Annotated in this window: 13 protein-coding genes; 9 read left to right on the forward strand and 4 right to left on the reverse strand. The window is 56.2% G+C overall.

From position 1 onward, the window contains the following. The 7 genes from IEX77_RS06085 to IEX77_RS06115 are packed head-to-tail and all read left to right on the forward strand — an operon-like array spanning nt 1 to nt 10,900. Nucleotides 1-2,472 (forward strand): TonB-dependent hemoglobin/transferrin/lactoferrin family receptor, encoded by a 2,472-nt coding sequence (locus IEX77_RS06085; RefSeq protein WP_188808149.1) that lies wholly within the window; start codon nt 1-3, stop codon nt 2,470-2,472. Nucleotides 2,473-2,482: 10 nt separating this feature from the next. Then, nucleotides 2,483-4,207, forward strand: coding sequence for a hypothetical protein (locus IEX77_RS06090; protein WP_188808150.1), 1,725 nt, complete (start codon nt 2,483-2,485; stop codon nt 4,205-4,207). Between the two features lie 19 nt (nt 4,208-4,226). Beyond that, on the forward strand, nt 4,227-5,636 hold the full coding sequence (locus IEX77_RS06095) for a DUF4374 domain-containing protein (RefSeq protein WP_188808151.1): 1,410 nt from the start codon (nt 4,227-4,229) through the stop codon (nt 5,634-5,636). Further along, the gene (locus tag IEX77_RS06100; protein ID WP_188808152.1) at nt 5,633-6,673 is read left to right on the forward strand and encodes a hypothetical protein; all 1,041 of its coding nucleotides are present in this window, start codon (nt 5,633-5,635) and stop codon (nt 6,671-6,673) included. Before IEX77_RS06095 ends, IEX77_RS06100 begins: the two co-directional genes overlap by 4 nt. A gap of 11 nt (nt 6,674-6,684) precedes the next feature. After that, a complete protein-coding gene (locus IEX77_RS06105) occupies nt 6,685-8,550 on the forward strand; it encodes a hypothetical protein (protein ID WP_188808153.1) in 1,866 nt (621 codons plus the stop codon). A gap of 15 nt (nt 8,551-8,565) precedes the next feature. After that, entirely contained in the window at nt 8,566-10,410 is a 1,845-nt protein-coding gene (locus IEX77_RS06110) for a leucine-rich repeat protein (RefSeq protein ID WP_188808154.1), read from the forward strand. A 25-nt stretch (nt 10,411-10,435) separates the two neighbouring features. Further along, complete coding sequence (locus IEX77_RS06115; protein ID WP_188808155.1) at nt 10,436-10,900, forward strand: hypothetical protein; 465 nt, start codon at nt 10,436-10,438, stop codon at nt 10,898-10,900. Nucleotides 10,901-11,288: 388 nt separating this feature from the next. Here the strand turns inward: IEX77_RS06115 and IEX77_RS06120 are convergent, their stop codons facing one another. Further along, nucleotides 11,289-12,746: an aminoacyl-histidine dipeptidase gene (locus IEX77_RS06120; protein ID WP_009432290.1), complete on the reverse strand. Its 1,458-nt coding sequence runs from the start codon at nt 12,744-12,746 to the stop codon at nt 11,289-11,291. A gap of 222 nt (nt 12,747-12,968) precedes the next feature. Here IEX77_RS06120 and IEX77_RS06125 point away from each other — a divergent pair, with 222 nt between their 5' ends. Continuing rightward, a complete protein-coding gene (locus IEX77_RS06125) occupies nt 12,969-13,184 on the forward strand; it encodes a hypothetical protein (protein WP_060935944.1) in 216 nt (71 codons plus the stop codon). Between the two features lie 59 nt (nt 13,185-13,243). Continuing rightward, on the forward strand, nt 13,244-13,882 hold the full coding sequence (locus tag IEX77_RS06130) for an OmpH/Skp family outer membrane protein (RefSeq protein WP_060935943.1): 639 nt from the start codon (nt 13,244-13,246) through the stop codon (nt 13,880-13,882). Between the two features lie 658 nt (nt 13,883-14,540). Here IEX77_RS06130 and IEX77_RS06135 read toward each other — a convergent pair. The 3 genes from IEX77_RS06135 to IEX77_RS06145 are packed head-to-tail and all read right to left on the reverse strand — an operon-like array spanning nt 14,541 to nt 17,916. Further along, on the reverse strand, nt 14,541-15,140 hold the full coding sequence (locus IEX77_RS06135) for a DUF3109 family protein (protein WP_188808156.1): 600 nt from the start codon (nt 15,138-15,140) through the stop codon (nt 14,541-14,543). 16 nt (nt 15,141-15,156) lie between these two features. Beyond that, entirely contained in the window at nt 15,157-16,425 is a 1,269-nt protein-coding gene (gene mraY, locus IEX77_RS06140; protein WP_188808157.1) for a phospho-N-acetylmuramoyl-pentapeptide-transferase, read from the reverse strand. 21 nt (nt 16,426-16,446) lie between these two features. Further along, nucleotides 16,447-17,916, reverse strand: a complete 1,470-nt coding sequence (locus tag IEX77_RS06145; RefSeq protein ID WP_188808158.1) for a UDP-N-acetylmuramoyl-L-alanyl-D-glutamate--2,6-diaminopimelate ligase — start codon at nt 17,914-17,916, stop codon at nt 16,447-16,449. Nucleotides 17,917-17,930 lie beyond the last annotated feature (14 nt).

A 17,930-nucleotide genomic window follows, 5' to 3' on the forward strand; every position in this document is an offset into this window, starting at 1 on the left:
ATGAAGACAAGATATATGCTCTTGCCTGGTATCTTCTCACTCAGCTTGCTTGCGAGCCTACCTACCCTCGCCCAGCAACAGGAGCCAGCGAAGAGCAAAACCGATACGACCGTGCGCCGCACCTACGTCATCAAAGAGGTCGACGTCAAGGAGAAGAAGCGAGAGAAGAAGGTCCAGAAGAAAGAGATCGGCCGAGAGGTCGTCTCCGATCGCGATATCAGCCGGCAGTTCATCCTATCGACTAAGGACTTCGTTCGCTATATGCCAGGGGTCGGCATCTCTGAGTCAGTATCACGCTATGGGAACAAAGGCTTCGCCATACGTGGGGTAGATGAGAATCGCGTATCCATCTCTGTCGATGGCTTGCCACAGGCCGAGACGGAGACAAACGTCGTCTTCAGCTCCTATGGACTCATCAACTCAGCCCGCCCACAGTTCGAGACCGAGTTCATTAAGAAGGTGGAGATCAAGAAGGGAGCTTCCTCCTTCGAGCACGGCACAGGAGCTCTCGGAGGCGCAGTGAACTTCGAGACCAAGGAAGCACATACCATGATCGAGCCTGGGCGAATCTATGGGATACAGGGGAAGATCGGTGGAGACAACATGGCCAAGGGGCGTATCTATTCGCTCGGTGGTGCAGTCGTCTATAAGGGGATAGAAGCCCTCGCTCTCTATGCTGAGCGCACAGGACATGAAGTGCGAAACTTCGGGACAGGGGAGCTACGACGTAGCATCTTCGCTACCCGACCCGACCCGATGGAGTATCGGCAGCAGAGCTTCCTCGGCAAGATAGCCTACCGCCACGGTGATCACAAGCTCACAGCCTCCTACTATAGTCAAAACAAAGTGACCGACTCTGAAGTCTGGTCCATGGAGCCCGCCTACGTGCTCACCTCACAGCACGAGCCCTACTACTATGGGCACGACCAGGTACTGACCCGTCGCTATGACGTCAACTACCGATTCACCCCTCTCGAATCCTCGTGGCTCAACCAGCTTAATATCTATGTCAATGGACAGCAGTCCTTCCTCGACGCCGATACACGTAGCTCCATATACCGCCCCGAGATCAGCAACTTTCGCCCCAACTATCTCCCAGCAGGGACGCGCCGTCTACTCAAGGGGATGAGCTTCTACGACCAAGCTATTGCCCTCAAGGCCACCTCCAAGCCCCAAGACTTCGGAGCACTCGGATATCACTTCTTCACGCTACATGCCTCTTACCTGCATCACCATACCACAGATAAGAATGTCGACATCAGCCGTCCGCTAAACACCTACCGAGAGGGGGTGCGCTACAAGGGGCAATTCTATCGCTTCGGGGAAGAGCTACCTCAGAGCTCCTACATCTACTCCTTCCAGCGCCCAGCCGATCGAGACAACCTCTCCGTAGCCCTCTCAGATAAGATCCAGCTGGGCCACCTCAAGCTTGACTTAGGGATACGCTATGATCTCTTCTCCTCTCGCACCCGAGACTGGCAGGGAGACAACGACTTTAACTATCTGGGATACCTCATCGGGAATCTCAAGACGGCTGGGATGGACTTTGATAAGGCCAGCATACAAGAATGGGGATTTACCCCCATGGCGATCATCAGCTATGACTTCAATCCCTACCTAAGCGTCGGCTACAAATTCTCCACAGGCTACCGCGTACCGACCTCACAAGAGCGATTCTTCCAGTACGTCAGTCTCTCTCCGGCCTTCTTCGTGCTATCGAACCCCAAGCTCCGTCGTGAGCTATCGTTCAACCACGAGTGGCATATTGGCACAGCTGATCCTAAGTACTTTGCGTACGATCTGAGCTTCTACTACAACACCTATAAGGACTATATAGAGCCGCTATATGGAGTACAGAAGGTCTTCTTGGATGGGCAGAATAGAGATGTAGCCTACTCGATCAATGAGAATAAGAAGAATGCTCGCCTCTGGGGGATTGACTTCAGCACGAGCCTCTTCCTCGAAGAACTCCTACCACAACTCAAGCGCGCGGGACAATTTATGCTCACTGGTTCCCTGAACTACTCCGAGGGGCGATTCAGCGATGGCACATCGATGCTTGCGATCCAGCCGCTGAAGGCTGTCCTCGGGCTGGACTACGACCTCCCCAAAGAGCGAGCAGGTATCAGTCTACGTGCAAACTTCCTCAAGGCAAAGGACGTCGACCAGACACGCTTCGTCAAGAGCTTCTATGGTGATGAGCAGATCAGCCAGTTCCCCTACTACTTCTTCCAGAACGCTGTGACAGTGGACCTCTTCGCCTACGTCAAGCTGGCCAAGTACTTCACCCTGCGTGCCTCGATTATGAACCTCACCGATACCCGCTACTGGCTTTGGGATGACCTCCGCCAGATCATCAGCCCTGTGATGCTCGTCCAGCACAGCGACTTCTTCCGCGGTGGTCTGGAGTCCGTCATACGCTTCTCCCAGCCACGACGCTATGCCAACCTCTCCCTCGAATTCAAGCTATAGCCCCTGCTCTATGATGGACAAGATCATCAATCGCTACGCAAGCTATCTCCTTCTCTTAGGCGCCCTCTTCTGCCTCTCCGCTTGCCACCGCTCCTATGAGCCTCTACCTCGTGATGAGCGGCAGATAAGTCCAGAGGCCGGTGGACGGCTCCACATGAATCAGGCGGAGATCCAAAGCAGAGCCAACGCCTATATTCGCCAACTGGCCTTCGATTTAGCTCGTCAAGAGCTGGAGCTACTTAGTGACAAGGTGGTCCGCGACTCGCTACAAAGCGTATTAGACAAAGCTGAGAAATTCGCTGATGCCCACCTGATCTACCTCTATGATTCTAAGCATCGTAAGAGGTATCTCAATGGAAAGAAGCGTATCGCCTACTTCCTTGAGCATGGCTACCTCTCCTCCTACGAAGATGATCCGAGCCTTGTCCTTCTGACCCTTGAGGATGGCAACTACTCTCAGCCCGAAGGTATGGACTATGTACCTCGAGACATGAGTGAACTCTATAACCTCTCGGCCTACCCTCACACGTCCTCACTGGAGATCTCAGCAGGGCAACTTGAACGCCTCGACCTGCGTGGCCTGCAAGATTTGCGCAGACTCCAGATCAAAGGGGCTAAGGATGGACTCATCGTCGATGCTACCGACTGCGCTAAGCTCCGAGAGATTCAGGTCACAGGGACGCCCAACCTCACCATACGCCAGCACCCCGACGCCCGCTTCAAGCTCATCGTCAGCAAGAGCTACTTCTCCAGCCTTTCCAAGCTCGGCGTAGAGCAAGCGACCTCGCTCTATCTCGAGGATGTCCGTCTGCGAGATATAGATCTCCTCGGCAAGGTCAGTCCGAGCATCACATCCCTATCTATCACGGTGGAGGCAGGTGACGTCTACGGTGCTGATGGGCTGCGCTATCGTCCCCTCCCCTTTGACAACACCTTCATCACACAGCTCAGCAATCAGCTTCCTCAGCTACAGAGACTACAGGTCACCTTTGCTGAGCGCCAAGACTTCGACCGAGCCTCCTTTGACAAGCTCAAGCTCCCTGCTCTCCAAGAGCTATCCATCGGCATACGTCCTAAGAAGGGAGCTGTAGCACGTAGTAGTTGGGGGCGTAATGTACATTTTAGCTTATCAGGATGTCCCGCACTCAAGAAGGTCGAGTTGCTCCACCTCTATGCCCCAGAGATTGACCTTTCGCCCCTTAATTCAAGTACCACTCCCCAGCTCCAGCAAGTTCTCTTCTCAGGCGCGACGGAGACACTCACGGCACCCAGTCTCTCCCACACCTTCGCCTTCGATGTGGAAGTCGAGGAAGTCGAACAAATCAACGTTCCCCCTTCAGCCAAGAAGAAGGGCAACCTCACTCTTCGTGACTACAACTCTCGGGGAGAACTGGATCACGAATACCTACGCAGTCAGTTCGCCTCGGTCTATGGACTGGCGGTGAGTCTCCCTCCGAGCAAGTACGTCCCCCACACCGATGAGCAAGAGATCTGGTTTGCCTTCAATATCCTTGACTTCAGCGGAGAGCAGTGGCGAGGCTTCAAGGGCTTAGTCTACTTCCGAGGTCTTCACGGCACCGCTTCACGCACGATCCCAATAGACTACCTCGACTTTGGTCACCTCACTAAGGCCAATATAAGCGCCAGCTCCATCACAGTCAATCCTGGCTGTATCGTCAAGAACGCCCCCGAGGGCCTACGCATCTACTATGCTTCCGCTGGCCAGCAAGAATAATCCGCCGATGCACTTCCCGATGAATAAGCTATCTCTCTACACAGCACTCTCGCTACTCGCCTTCGCTCTCTTCCTCGGAGGCTGCCGCAAGGAAGAGGTACCTCATACCACATCCACCCCGTCTGAGACTGAGGAGATACTCGGAGCTGACCGCTACGTGCTGATGACCTACAAGAGTACGACGATCCCTGCGGGTCCGATGAAAGGGCTTAGCTACAAGGAGAGCTATATCTCTTACTTCGACCACCTCCCCACCTCCGATGGAGTCAACAATATCCTTGAGCGAAATACCCTCTTTGGGCGCTTTGGCTCGGATGGCGGTGGCCTGCTGGAGGCTCATGGCCAGATCTACCGCTACTCCAATGCGGTGAACAACCATGCCCAAGGAGATCTCCTCATCAATAATCCCGTACGTCTCACATTCTCACCCTCAGCTCAAGCTATCGGTGAGCGAGCCTACCTCGAGAGTGATGCCGACGGCTTTAGTCAAGCAGAGAAAAACTTCGCCATCGGGGAGCAGCTCGGCTTCCTGATCCAACCTCCCGCTATAGACCGTATCATAGAGGTGACGACTTTCGATCCCAAGACGATGGCGAAGCTCCCAGCAAAGATCCTCATCTCCGAAGCCGACAAGGAGCGTATCCGCCAGTTCATCCTCGAGAAGACACCTGCTCTATCAGGCCAGCAGCTCCCCCGCCTCGTCCTGGGGATGAAGCTCATGGTACTGCACGAAGGGACACTGATCATGGATGCCGAGCTCCAGTCCGACTCGCGTACCAACCTCTCTCGAGACTGCTACCTCGTCGCCTACGAAGCTAAGAACGGAGGCCGCCTCCTCTCGCTCTCCTACCTGCCGAATACAGGACGTCTCGGCACGCCCTCCGAGCTCCTGCAGTATGCCCATGACGAAGCCGGTGACCTCTACCTCCTCGCCCAAGGAGGTGACCTCCTCGGCTTCTATCAGAACTCTCTCATCTATCGTATCCGCCATGGTAGACATGAAGTAGACCCCGACTGGCAGGTAAAGATCTCGGATCTTGGCCTCAGCTATCCCGCACGATTCAACGGGATCTATGCCTACCAAGGCAAACTCCTAACGATGGTCTCTGCCCACCAGCTATCAGCTATCAGAAGCGAGATACCCCAAGACGAGTGGCAGTACTACACCATCGATCTGGCGACACGCCATGCAGAGCCGATAGCATCACTACGCCCCTCCTCGGCCTTCCGCCAAGGTGTGAATATCGCGACGGTCATCGACGGGCGCCTCTACCTGCGCTATGTCCGTACAAGTAGCGAAGCTCCCTACAACGGATACTATACCTACGATGTCGCTACAGGCCACGCCACGCCAGCCTTCTCGGTAGCCCTACAAAGTGGCTATGTCGCCGACTTCAAGAAGATCACCCTCACACCTCAGCCCCGATGATAAGCAGACGCCCCTACCTCCTTGCGCTACTCCTTGCACTCATCACCGCCTGCACCAATGATCTCCCGACCGATACCTCGGGACAGAAGAGTCGCATCCAGTTCCCCTCTTCACTCACCCTGGAGAAGCTACTCGGCGTGACGTGGAAGATCGACCACGAGAAGCAAGAGGTGATCCTCCCACAAAGTCTCGGGAACCTATCCGCTGCAGCCCGCCCCATACTCAACGTAGCAGGCAAGCATCTCAACTCCCTCTACCTCTCTAAGACAGGGCAAGTCTATGCCACCTATGTCATCGAGGAGTTTGGGAGCACGATCTTCTACTACACAGGCACCTGGACTCTGGACCCCAAGGCCCCTGAAGAGCTCCTTGTACGAGTGGGCTCTCCCATCGGCGGAGATCTAGAGTATCGGATGAAGATTCGTCGCTTCAACCTATTGAATAATATGCTCACCATGGAGGCCTTCTTTGTCAATCCCGACTACAGCTTCTCGGCGCTGATGACGGGTAAAGGAGCTCAAGATGACTACTGGAGCAAGGAGACCGATGTCATCGACCCATCCTGGAGCGAACGCAATCCGATTAGCCAAGCCCTAATAGACTATCGTACCATCCTCGGCTCCTATCGCATCGATCTTGAGACCTGGAAGCGTGTCCTCTATATCGATGACGCCCTATATAATGTCTATCCACTCCTCTCGCGCTACCAGCTTAGCTTCCAGAGCAATGGTCAGGTACTGCTGAGCTCACTCCCCGTCCTACAGTATGGGATCAATATCTATAAGGGGACGTGGCGTGTCGCTGGGAGCAAGGTCCTCCTCACCTTCCCACTCTTCCCCTTCCGAGGAGATACCGACCACTATGCTGGCACCTTCGAGATCGACGTCATCCCCCCGATAGCCACGACCTATGCGCGGCACGACGTCACCCTAATCATGGAGCTCGTACGTGCCGAAGAGGAGTCTACCCTCGTCCATATCTCTGAGCCAGGGATGATCTCGGCTTACATTACCCTACACAAGGTCAAGTCCAAGTAGCTACACACATGATGATGAAAGTCAAAGCCTACCTCCTCACCCTCCTCTCGATACTTCTCCTCTCCGCCTGTCGTAGTACAGCGGAGACGCCACAGCTTGACCTCAATGATGGAGGCAAAGGCCTGGAGCTCACGGCTCGCAGTACAGGGGACACCCTATATATCCCCTTTTCCTCCTCAGTCACCGATGAGCGCTTACAGATCACCGAGGCAGAGGACTGGATCGAGACAGAGCTTCGTCGTGGTCAGCTCCTCGTCTATGCTGCGCGCAATAGTACGCCCTTCGCCCGCCAAGCAGAGCTCATCCTCCAGATCATCGAGCGAGGAGGGCGCCAGGCAGCCCGCCGTATCACGATACGTCAGGAGGCAGACGAATCGCTGGCTACCGATAGGTATCTCTTCCCCTATATCCCTGTCTTGGGCTTCCCCTTGAGCTCGTACTATAGCAACAAAGAGAAGATCTACACGATCCCCCTTCCCGCCACTGGAGGGACGCATACCGACCCCATACTCTTCCGCACCAACCTCTCCGGCGACCAGCTACGCATAAGCTATGACTACGGTGAAGGCTCGAGCGATTGGGTGCACGACTTACAGATCATCAAGACCGAGGATAGCTGGGGTATCAGCCTCCGTACGGATGCGATCCCGACAAGTATGGCGCAGCGTCGGGTACGCATCACGCTCGCTGATGCTCAGTTCGCAGACCAAAAGATCTCCTTTGACTACCTCCAGCTGGGGCACTCTACCGTCTCGTTTGCACACCCCGAGCAGATGTTCACAAGCCTTGGGATGCTTCCCCAGCAGATCTCTATCCCGCTGAAGACCGACCTACCGCTGAGCAAGCTCCACCTCACAGTCTACGTCGACAGTCACAACCTCGAGGGGCAGATAGAGCAGAATGGCGATGGCGAGGTGATGCCAGACTACCGCGAGAAGTATCGTAGTCCCTTCTGGCAGTACGCCATCGATACGCAGGATTATCAGATGGAGCGTCCAGCACTACAGCGCTACTTCCGACTCATCAAGAGTCCAGGTGGAGTCACCCTCACAGGGCAGACCACAACGAGTGCAGACTTCCTCGATCTCTCACTCCTGATGAGCAAGGGCTTCAGTCTCGTCTACTGTATCACCAATGATACGAACGATCAGAAGCTTTGGGGATTCCTCCAGCTACCCAACCACAACCGCCATCTCTATCTCCACAGCCAGCACAGCAAGAGCGAGGAGCGTATCACCCTTCCCGCTGAGGCATCCGAATTTGCCCTCAGCTACCGAACGAATCTTCATTATGATGATATCGAGTGGACTCGCCCGACCTTCGTCACCCTCCCTGAGCGCTCTTGGGGAGCAGAGCCCCCTGTACCCGAAGGCTCAACTATCGACTACCCCGATCTAACGAATCTAAAGGGGATACGTGTCACGGCCAACCCGCTACGCACCACCCGACGCTTCTCCATCACCGCCACCTATGGCACGTATGTAGGAAGCGAATATATAGGACCGAAGCTGGCTCCTCTGCAGTTCACTTGTGAGCAAGCGCCCTTCACGGGAGTATATGAGTTCGCCACCAGCGAAGACACCACTCTTGATCTGGCAGCCCTCCCCGACGATGAGAGCATCAAGATGGTCGTGGCCACGATCGCCCTCACCACCAATCTCTCACAGGAGCAGATCCAGATCATCAAGCCCCAGGCACGCAGTGGCTGGATCCAGGCAGAGCTCGGGATAGATCCCGAGACGGGCTATGTCAGCTCGATCGCCTTCTACTTGGATAAGAATACAAGTGGAGCTGATCGCAGCACCCAGATACGCCTTATCCCCCCGACAGGCGAAGGTCTATCCCCCATCATCTTCACCATCCGTCAGACGCACTAAGCACGCTCAGCACGTATGAACTACCGCATTGCCCTCACGGCGCTCCTCGCTATCCTCTCCCTTCTCTCCTGCTCACAGGAGGATCCCGCCATAGAGACGCTCACAATAGCCTCCTTAGGCTCTGACACCCTCTATACCGGTAGGGAGTATCACCTCTCGGTCACCTCTACGCCTCGAGTGGAGTCCCCACGTCTCTCATGGAGTGTCTCCGACGCCAGCATCGCATCCATCCAGTACGGGGGCGTACTGAAGCCCCTTCGCAAGGGGGAGCTTACCGTCCTAGTCACCTCACTCCAGTCCGGAGGCAAGAGCGTACGAGCCAGCCGCCACTTCACCCTCATCTCCTCTGGGGTCTACCTGCGTGACCGCTCGATCACGATCAATCCCCTCGAGACCTACACACTCCCCTATCGCTTCCTCCCCGAAGACTATAAGCCTACAGAGGCGCTCTCATGGAGTGTCGCCGATCCCTCCATCGCCTCAGTCGATAGCGAGGGGCGGGTACGTGGCCTCACTGATGGCGAGACGACCGTCTATGTACGCCTGGGTAATCCCCTCTCAGGCTTCTTCTCCGAGGATTCGGTAGCTGTGACGGTACGCCACCACGCAGCCCCTACCTACACCTACACGGATGGAGTGCTGGAGCTTACGCAGAAGGTCCCAGGGCTCCTACCCATGGTCGCTAAGGAGATGCCCTACTTCTCCAAGATCATCGTCCATGGCCCGATCAACGGCTCCGACCTACTCTTCTTCAGCGAGCAGAATGCCCGCATCGATGCCCTTGATCTCTCCGATACACGCATCGTCAGTGGCGGGCGCACGGTCCTCCCGAAGAAGCGTTTCTACAGTGACCCAGAGCCTACTGCAGTGGGCGTAACGGACGACACACTACCGCGTGCCTTTGCCTCAGGGCTGACCATCAAGCAGCTCACGCTACCACGAGGGATACGCGGACTCATTGACTTCGGGCTGAGCTTCATCTACACCAGCCTCACCTTCCCCGAGGGCTATGAGGAGCTCCAGCTTGGAGAGTTTGCCACGACACGGCTACAGCTTCCTGGGAGCCTCAAGCGCCTTTACTGTGATCAGCCGAAGCTCTTCGAAGAGCAGAACGGTGGACCAAACGACCTCAAGATTTCCTCGGTGGAGGAAGAACTGCTCCTGCCCAAGGGGCTCGAGGAGCTACGAGCGCTCTTGGAGCTCAGCAGTCCGCTTACCCTCCCCCGATCACTGAAGGCGGTGACCCTTACTGGACGCTTCGATGATATCACCTTTGCTGGACCCTCAGCCATCACCACACTCAGTAGCTCCTTCTTCATCCAGCACCCCAATCAGGATAAGGGCCCTCTCTCCACGATACAGGCCAAGACGCTCCGCCTGCCTGAGGGGCTCGAGACGCTCGGAGCACGCGCGCTGGCTGCTGGAGCCTATGGCTACTTCATCAGCAATCAGCAGATCGACCTGAGGACGGCGCTCCATATCAAGCAGCTCCTCCTCCCCTCTACACTTCGGAGTATAGGCGAAGCGGCCTTCTTCTCCGCACAGATCCAGGAGCCCGTCAGGCTCCCCCAGCGCTTACGCACCATCGGTCCGCTGGCCTTCTATGCCAGTAGCCTCCCAGAGATCACGCTTCCAGAGAGCCTTCAGCGCATCGATGATCAGGCCTTCGCCCTGTGCGGATCCCTGGAGACAGTTCGTGCCCTCGGGAAGACCCCTCCGATACTGGGATCGATGGCTTTCTTCCGTACGACAAAGCAGGGGCGTATCGAGCGTCTCATCGTCCCACAGGGCTGTAAATCTGCGTACGTCCAGGCAGGCTACGCACCGTTCTTCTTCGACATCGTAGAGGCTGCCCATTAGTCCCACCATCTATCGCTTATCTCCTATGGCAAGCAACTCCTTCCCCAAGCGTCAGTGGTATCTCACCCCATTCCTTTTACTCTTAATCACCCTCGTCTGTGGCCTACAGAGCTGTAGCAAGGGTAGTCCTCAGGAGCCCAAGTCCAGCGGCCTCGCCGGCTCTCTATGGACTGAGGGTACGGGGACGATGCTCCTCGACTTCGTCAGTGACAGCGAAGTGCGCTTCACCCTCACGCCCTCGGGGAGCCCTCGCACGATGAGCTACACGACCTCCTATCGCCTCGAGGGGCAGACGCTCTACATCACCGACATCATCCGTACCACACCCTTCGGCGAAGCGATCCTCTTGAAGGACTTCCGCGCGGAAATCAGCTCGACTAAGCTCGTAGCCAACTTCACCACGGCATCAGTCACCATCAACCCAGAGAGCAAAACGCCGTCCTTCTCACCCCAACCGCTGAAGGGATATATCTTCCACCGCAAGGCATAGCTTCAGCCCTCCCCCTATGTGATAGCGCCCCACCTCCCTGAGCAGGAGGTGGGGCGCTACTTTTATGCTGGTAGGTGGGCTATCACTAAAGCGTCGTGAGGCGAGGAAGTGACTTGAGAAACGCAGAGCAATAGTGATCCGCAGTACAGACCAGTAGTCATTCGCACTCGAACCACTACTGGTTCGCTCTCCGACCACTACTGGTTTGTACTATGAACCACTACTGGTTTGCACTCGGACCACTACTGGTTCGCACGCCCCTTCTCTATGCCCTTATGCTCTACGCTTCGAGAGGAAGTGACTTCACCATATACAAAAACAAAAGCTCCCCCTGTGCGAAGCGTTCGCACAGGGGGAGCCTGCTTGATTGGGCTTAGTGTCGAGACGACTACTTAGCTGCAGGGATTTCCTTGAGGACCTGCAGGAGGTGACGCCACCAGAGGTCTACCGTCTTGATCTCGATACGCTCAGCGGGTGAGTGTACATCACGGAGCGTAGGACCGAAGGATACCATATCGAGGTCGGGATAGACATCGAGGATCAGACCGCACTCGAGACCAGCGTGGATAGCCTTGACAGCTGCTTCCTTGCCGAAGAGCTTGCGATAAGCATCAGCCGAAGCCTTCAGGATAGCAGAGTCTGGGTTGGGCTTCCAGCCTGGGTAAGAGTCGGTGACCTTGACATCAGCACCAGCGAGCTCGAAGACAGAGGCTACCATCTCCGAAGCGCTGTCGCGCAGGCTCGTCGTGGAGCTACGCTGGCTGGTTTCGACGAGGATGACGCCGTCACGCTGCTTGATAGAAGCAAGGTTATTCGACGTCTCTACCAGATTTTCCAGCTCGTGGCTCATACCGAGTACGCCGTGAGGGCAAGCGTAGAGCGCACGTACGAGAGCGGACTTCGTCTTGCAGTCGATGACCTGTGCAGGAGCAGCAGCGTCTTCGATATCGAGGCGGACCTTGGGGTCAACGGCCTTGAGCTCATTGCGTACAGCAGCATCGAGCTCGCGGAGGAGTTCCTCAGCCTTAGCCTTGTCAGCGGGCTTGACACCGATGAGCGCGTGAGCTTCGCGGGGGATAGCGTTGTGGAGGTTACCGCCACCGATCTCAGCGAGGCACCAGTCGAGGTTCTTCTCGAGAGCGTAGAGGTAGCGCGTGAGGAGCTTATTAGCGTTGCCGAGGCCGACGTGGATCTCCCCACCAGAGTGACCGCCCTTGAGGCCAGAGACGGAGGCACGGAGCCATACGAGATCCTGAGGAGCAGCCTTGTACTCGGGCTTGAAGGTAGCGACGATACCCTTACCGCCGGCGCAGCCGATGAAGAGCTCACCTTCGTCCTCGCTGTCGAGGTTGATGAGGATCTTACCGGTGAGGAAGCCAGGCTGGAGGGCGAAGGCACCGGTCATACCGGTCTCTTCGTCGATGGTGAAGAGGGCTTCGATAGGCCCGTGTTCGATGTCGTCCGAGGCGAGGACGGCGAGCTGTGCAGCACAGCCGATCCCGTTGTCAGCACCGAGGGTGGTGCCGTCAGCATGGAGCCATTCGCCATCGATGATGGTACGGATGGGGTCGTTGTCGAAGTCGTGCACGGTACCAGCGTTCTTCTCGCATACCATGTCGACGTGACTCTGCAGGATGAGCTTGACACGGTCTTCGTAGCCAGGGGTAGCAGGCTTGCACATGACGATGTTGCCCACCTTATCCTTCTTGTACTCGATACCGTGGTCCTTAGCGAACTTCTCGAGGTAAGCGATGATCTTCTCTTCCTTCTTCGAGGGGCGGGGGACTTGTGTGATCTCATGGAAGTACTTCCAGACAATCTTGGGGTTCAGCTCTGTAATTTCCATTGCTTTACTTGATGTTTACGTATAGGTAAATGTGTTGGCAGGGCGACAAGCAGCACTTTTCTCTGCCCCTCGTAGTACACTTAAGGCCTTAATCAGCGAAAACTTGTACCTTTGCTCCCAACAAATATAACGATAAAAAACAAGCATGGCACTCCTTCCGATAGCACTCTTCGTCGGTGCAGTCATACTTTTCACTCTCTAAAGGCAAAGACAAAGAGTAGTATGTCACTATTCCTCATCTCACTCCTCGCTATGGGGCTCGTGGTCTTCCTCCTCTCTATCGGGGTGATCTTCAAGAAGAACGGGCGCTTCCCCAGCACACACGTTGGGGGCAACCGAGCTATGCAGCAGCGTGGTATTTCGTGCCACACGTCACAGCACAAGGACGCTCAGCGCCACAAGACTCTGGCTGAGCGCCTCGCTGCTAACGAGGGGTAAGCGACCTCTGTAGCCCCCACTATCCCCCCGCATATCCATATACAAATCATAATCTACCTATGACAAAGAAAGGTTTCGTAAGCCTCGGCACACTCGCCATCGCACTCACCAGCTCCCTCTGCCTCTCCTCCTGTGGAGGGAACAAGGCCGAGCAGAAGTCTACCCCCACCACGCCCGTCGAAGTACAAGCTACTGGCCTGCCCATTGCTCTTGTGAACATGGACAGTGTCACCTCACAGTATAAGTTCGCACAGGAAATCAAGGAAGCGCTCGAGAAGGATGCCGCCGCTCACCAGACCCGTCTTCAGGGCAAGAGCGCTGCTATCCAGAAGGCTGCAGCCGACTTCGAGCGCCGTATGCGCATCAACGCCTTCGTCTCGGCAGAAGCCCAGCAGGCTGAGCAGCAGAAGCTCATCCGCATGCAGCAGGAAGGTCAGGCTCTCAGCGCTGAGCTCTCCGAAAAGCTCGCTCTCAAGCAGCAGTCCCTCCTCGAGGATATGATGAAGTCGATCCGCGAACAGCTCAAGGAATACAATAAGGATGGCCGCTACAAGCTCATCCTCACTAAGGTCGGCGACAACATCCTCTACGCAGAAGGCGCGCTCGACATCACCGAGGACTTCATCAAGTACCTCAACGAGCACTACAATGCTGGCGAAGGCGTCCAGGCTAAGACGGACTCTACGGCTAAGAAGTAGTATCGCCCCTACGGGCTTCATCGCCCCAAGGCACACCGCATAGAGGGGGAGCAGCGTGATGCTGCTCCCCCTTATTATTTGGACCTACTCCTCCAGCCCGTATAGGATGCAGTCTATTCCTATATAGGTCGATGAGCTGACCTATATTGGTCGCGACGCGAAGCTATATAGATTTGGACTGATTCCTATATAGCTTTGTGAAGTGACTTATATTGGGTTGTTGCTCTGCGTAGGGATAAAAGTTATGGACGAGTGGCAAATAAGTTTGGTCTACGTACGTGGATCTAATATCTACGTACGTGGATATTTGGATTTACGTGCTTGGTCTTTAAGACTACGTACATAGATAGAAGAATAGCACTACGGGAAGGTGCTTTTTTCTTCACGAGAAGGACACTTTTCCCTCTGCAGGATAAGTGGAATACGCACGATAAAGCGAAGGGAAAAGCGTATCACTTCGGAGAGGTACATCGGGGTGCTGGGCGTGCGATGCCTTAGCACTCTCAATAGAAGACAGGACTCTTCCGCAACAGTCTCTAAAGGCTGTACAGGAATGCCCGCGCACGCTCCCCTCAAACAAAGACATCGCCCCGTGATCCGAAGAGCGGATCACGGGGCGATGCGTATTGGTATGTGTGAGGTGGTGCGAGGTAGAGGCTTAGCTCTGGCTCACTTCCGCCTCTTCGCGCTCAGCCTTCAAGAGGGCTGCGACCTCCTCCAGCTGCGTGTAGAATTCCTCACCAAAGGCGCGTATGAGCGGCGCACGCAGGAACTGATAGACGGGCACCTGGAGCTTACGCCCGAGCTTGAGCGCACATTTGCAGATCGACCACTTATGGTAGTTCACCGCCGTGAAGGTGGGGTACTTCGTCAGGCGCACGGGATAGAGCTGACAGCTGATGGGCTTGATGAAGTCCGTCTTCCCTTCGCCATAGACCTTCTCAAGAGCGCAGGCACAGCGTCCCTGCTCGTCGTAGGTGGTGAAGACGCAGTCACGCCCATTCACGATAGAGGTCACCTCGTCGCCATCCTCATCAAGGTAGCTGACGCCCTGCTCCTCGATGATCTTGAGGGCTGCAGGGGAGAGCAGATGGCGCACATGGGGCAGGCACTGACGAAGCTGCTCCGCTTCGCCCTCCTCCAGCGGCGCACCGCTATCGCCTTCGACACAGCACTCGCCCTTGCACGTATCGTAGTCACAGACGAAGAGTACGTCGAAGAGGTCTTGACTGACGATCTTATCTTCTATTTGGATCACTCGGCAGGCCCTCCTATTATCGGATCTTCAGCGTGACGATAGTCACCACAGCCAGCAGGATACCGATGAGCCAGAAGCGCATCGTCAGCTTAGCCTCGGGGATCTTAGCGATAGGACGCTTCAAGAGACTCTCTGTAGCCGCCCCGCCAGGGAGCTGGAAGTGGTGGTGCAGGGGCGCCATCTTGAAGACACGCACGCCCTTGCCCGTACGCATACGGGTGTACTTGAAGTAGAAGCGCTGGATGAAGGAAGAGGTAAATTCAGCGATGAAGATACCGCAGAGGATAGGCAGCAGAAGCTCCTTACGAATGAGGATAGCGAAGACCCCGATGATACCACCGAGCGCCAGACTACCTGTGTCGCCCATAAAGACCTGTGCGGGATAGGAGTTGTACCAGAGGAAGCCAGCCGTCGCCCCGACGAGCGTAGCGGCGAAGATAACCAACTCTTCTGCCCCTGGGATAAACATCGTATTCAGATAGCCCGCCATATCGTGGTGCGAGGAGACGTAGGCAAAGACCCCCAGCACCACGCCGACAATAGCCGACGAACCCGAGGCCAAGCCATCGACGCCGTCGGTGAGGTTCACACCATTGGAGAGGAGCATGACGACGACGACCGTCATCATGATGAAGATGGTCACCCCGACGATCTTCTTCACCCCTGGATCAGAAATGGGAAGGATCTCAGAGTAATCGAGGTTATTCGCCTTGAGGAAGGGGATAGAGGTCTCGAGGCTCTTGGTATCTGTGGTCTCGAAGCGAATCTCACGCACACCGCCCTCACGGACGATCTCACTATTGCGCTTGATGACGACCGAAGGGCTGAGGTAGAGCGTCACCCCGACGATGAGGCCGAGGAAGACCTGCCCGATGATCTTGTAGTGCTCCTTGAGCCCGTTCTTATCCTTCTTGAATACCTTGATATAGTCATCGACAAAGCCCAGAAGGCCCATCAAGAGCGTCGTGACGATCATCAGGATGACGTAGATATTGTCCAGTCGCGCAAAGAGGAGCGTAGGCACGAGGATCGCCATGATGATGATGACACCACCCATCGTGGGGGTGCCCTTCTTCGTCTGCTCGCCTTCGAGACCGAGGTCACGTACCAGCTCGCCGATCTGCTTGCGACGGAGGAAGTCAATGACCTTGCTCCCCCAGATCGTGCTGATCAGGAGCGCCACGATGAGCGCTAAGCCCACACGGAAGGAGACGTAGGTGAAGAGACGTGAGAAAGGTAAGGCAATACCCTGACGGGTCAAGTACTCAAAAAGGTGATAAATCATAATCGTGTGTAGAGTGAAATACTAAGCTTCGTGAGCGAACTGCTCGAGGATGATCTCGCGGTCATCGAAGTGATGACGCACACCTGCGATCTCCTGATAAGTCTCGTGGCCCTTGCCTGCGATGAGGATCAGGTCGCCTGCTGAGGCCAGCATCGTAGCCGTGCGAATAGCCTCGGCACGGTCGGTAATAGAGAGCGTGCGGCTCAGCTCTTCGGGGCTCAGGCCAGCGCGCATCTCCTCGATGATCGCTACGGGATCTTCGCTGCGGGGATTGTCGGAGGTGAGGATGAGGCGGTCAGCACGGACTGCAGCCTCGTGCGCCATAATAGGGCGCTTACCGCGGTCACGGTCGCCACCACAGCCGACGACGCAGATGATCTTCGCACCCTTTGAGCGAAGACTCGAGAGCGTCTCCAGCACATTGACGAGGGCATCGGGCGTATGCGCATAGTCGACGACAGCGATATAGCCACGCTTCTCAGAGATGAAGCTCTGGAAGCGCCCGTCGACAGCGGTGAGCTCGCTCAGGCGGCGCAGGACCTCTTCCTTCGACATACCGAGAAGAGTCGCTGCCGCATATACGGCGAGGAGGTTGTAGACATTGAATTCGCCGACGAGTCGCACCAGCACCTCGACACCTGCGATACGTAGCTGCGTGCCGTAGGGATAGAGCTCGAGGATCTCCGCGCGGTAGTCAGCAGCGGCGCGCAGGGCGTAGCTGTACTTATGTGCCCGGGTATTCTGCAGCATCACGGCACCGTTCTTGTCATCGGCATTCGTCAGCGCAAAGGCATCCTTGTCGAGCCCATCGAAGAAGCTCTTCTTAGCACGGAGGTATTCCTGCACCGTGCCGTGATAGTCGAGGTGGTCGCGCGTGAGGTTCGTGAAGATACCGCCACGGAAGTGCACCCCAGCGGCACGATGCTGCGCCATAGCGTGGGAGCTAACCTCCATGAAGACGTGTGTACAGCCCGCGGCCTGCATACGCGCAAGGAGCGCCTGCAGCTCGGGTGCCGAGGGCGTGGTGTGCGTAGCGGGGACGGCTTCGTCCTCAATGTAGTTGCACACCGTACTCAAGAGGCCACAGCGATAGCCCGCCGCACGGAAGAGGCGGAAGAGGAGCGTGGCGATGGTCGTCTTGCCATTCGTCCCCGTGACCCCGACGACTTGCATCGCCTGAGAGGGGTGGCCGTGGAGTGCCGAGCTGGTGAGCCCGAGCGCCTCAGCCGTAGAGCTGACGACGATATAAGCGACGTCCGCACGCTGCTCCTCGGGGAGCGTTTCGACGAGGACGGCACGTGCACCCGCCTCGATAGCGGCGGGGACGAAGCGATGCCCATCGGCATGGACACCACGCAGGGCGACGAAGAGCGTCCCAGGCTTCACGGCGCGGGAGTCTTCGGTGATATGGGTGATCTCACAGCCTGCGATGAGTGCGGGGTCGGAGGGTGAGGTATAGGCAATGCCTTGGAGGAGGGTGCTCAGTGTCATTGTATACGGAATTT

It is taken from the genome of Porphyromonas pasteri (assembly GCF_014647755.1).
GTDB lineage: Bacteria > Bacteroidota > Bacteroidia > Bacteroidales > Porphyromonadaceae > Porphyromonas > Porphyromonas pasteri.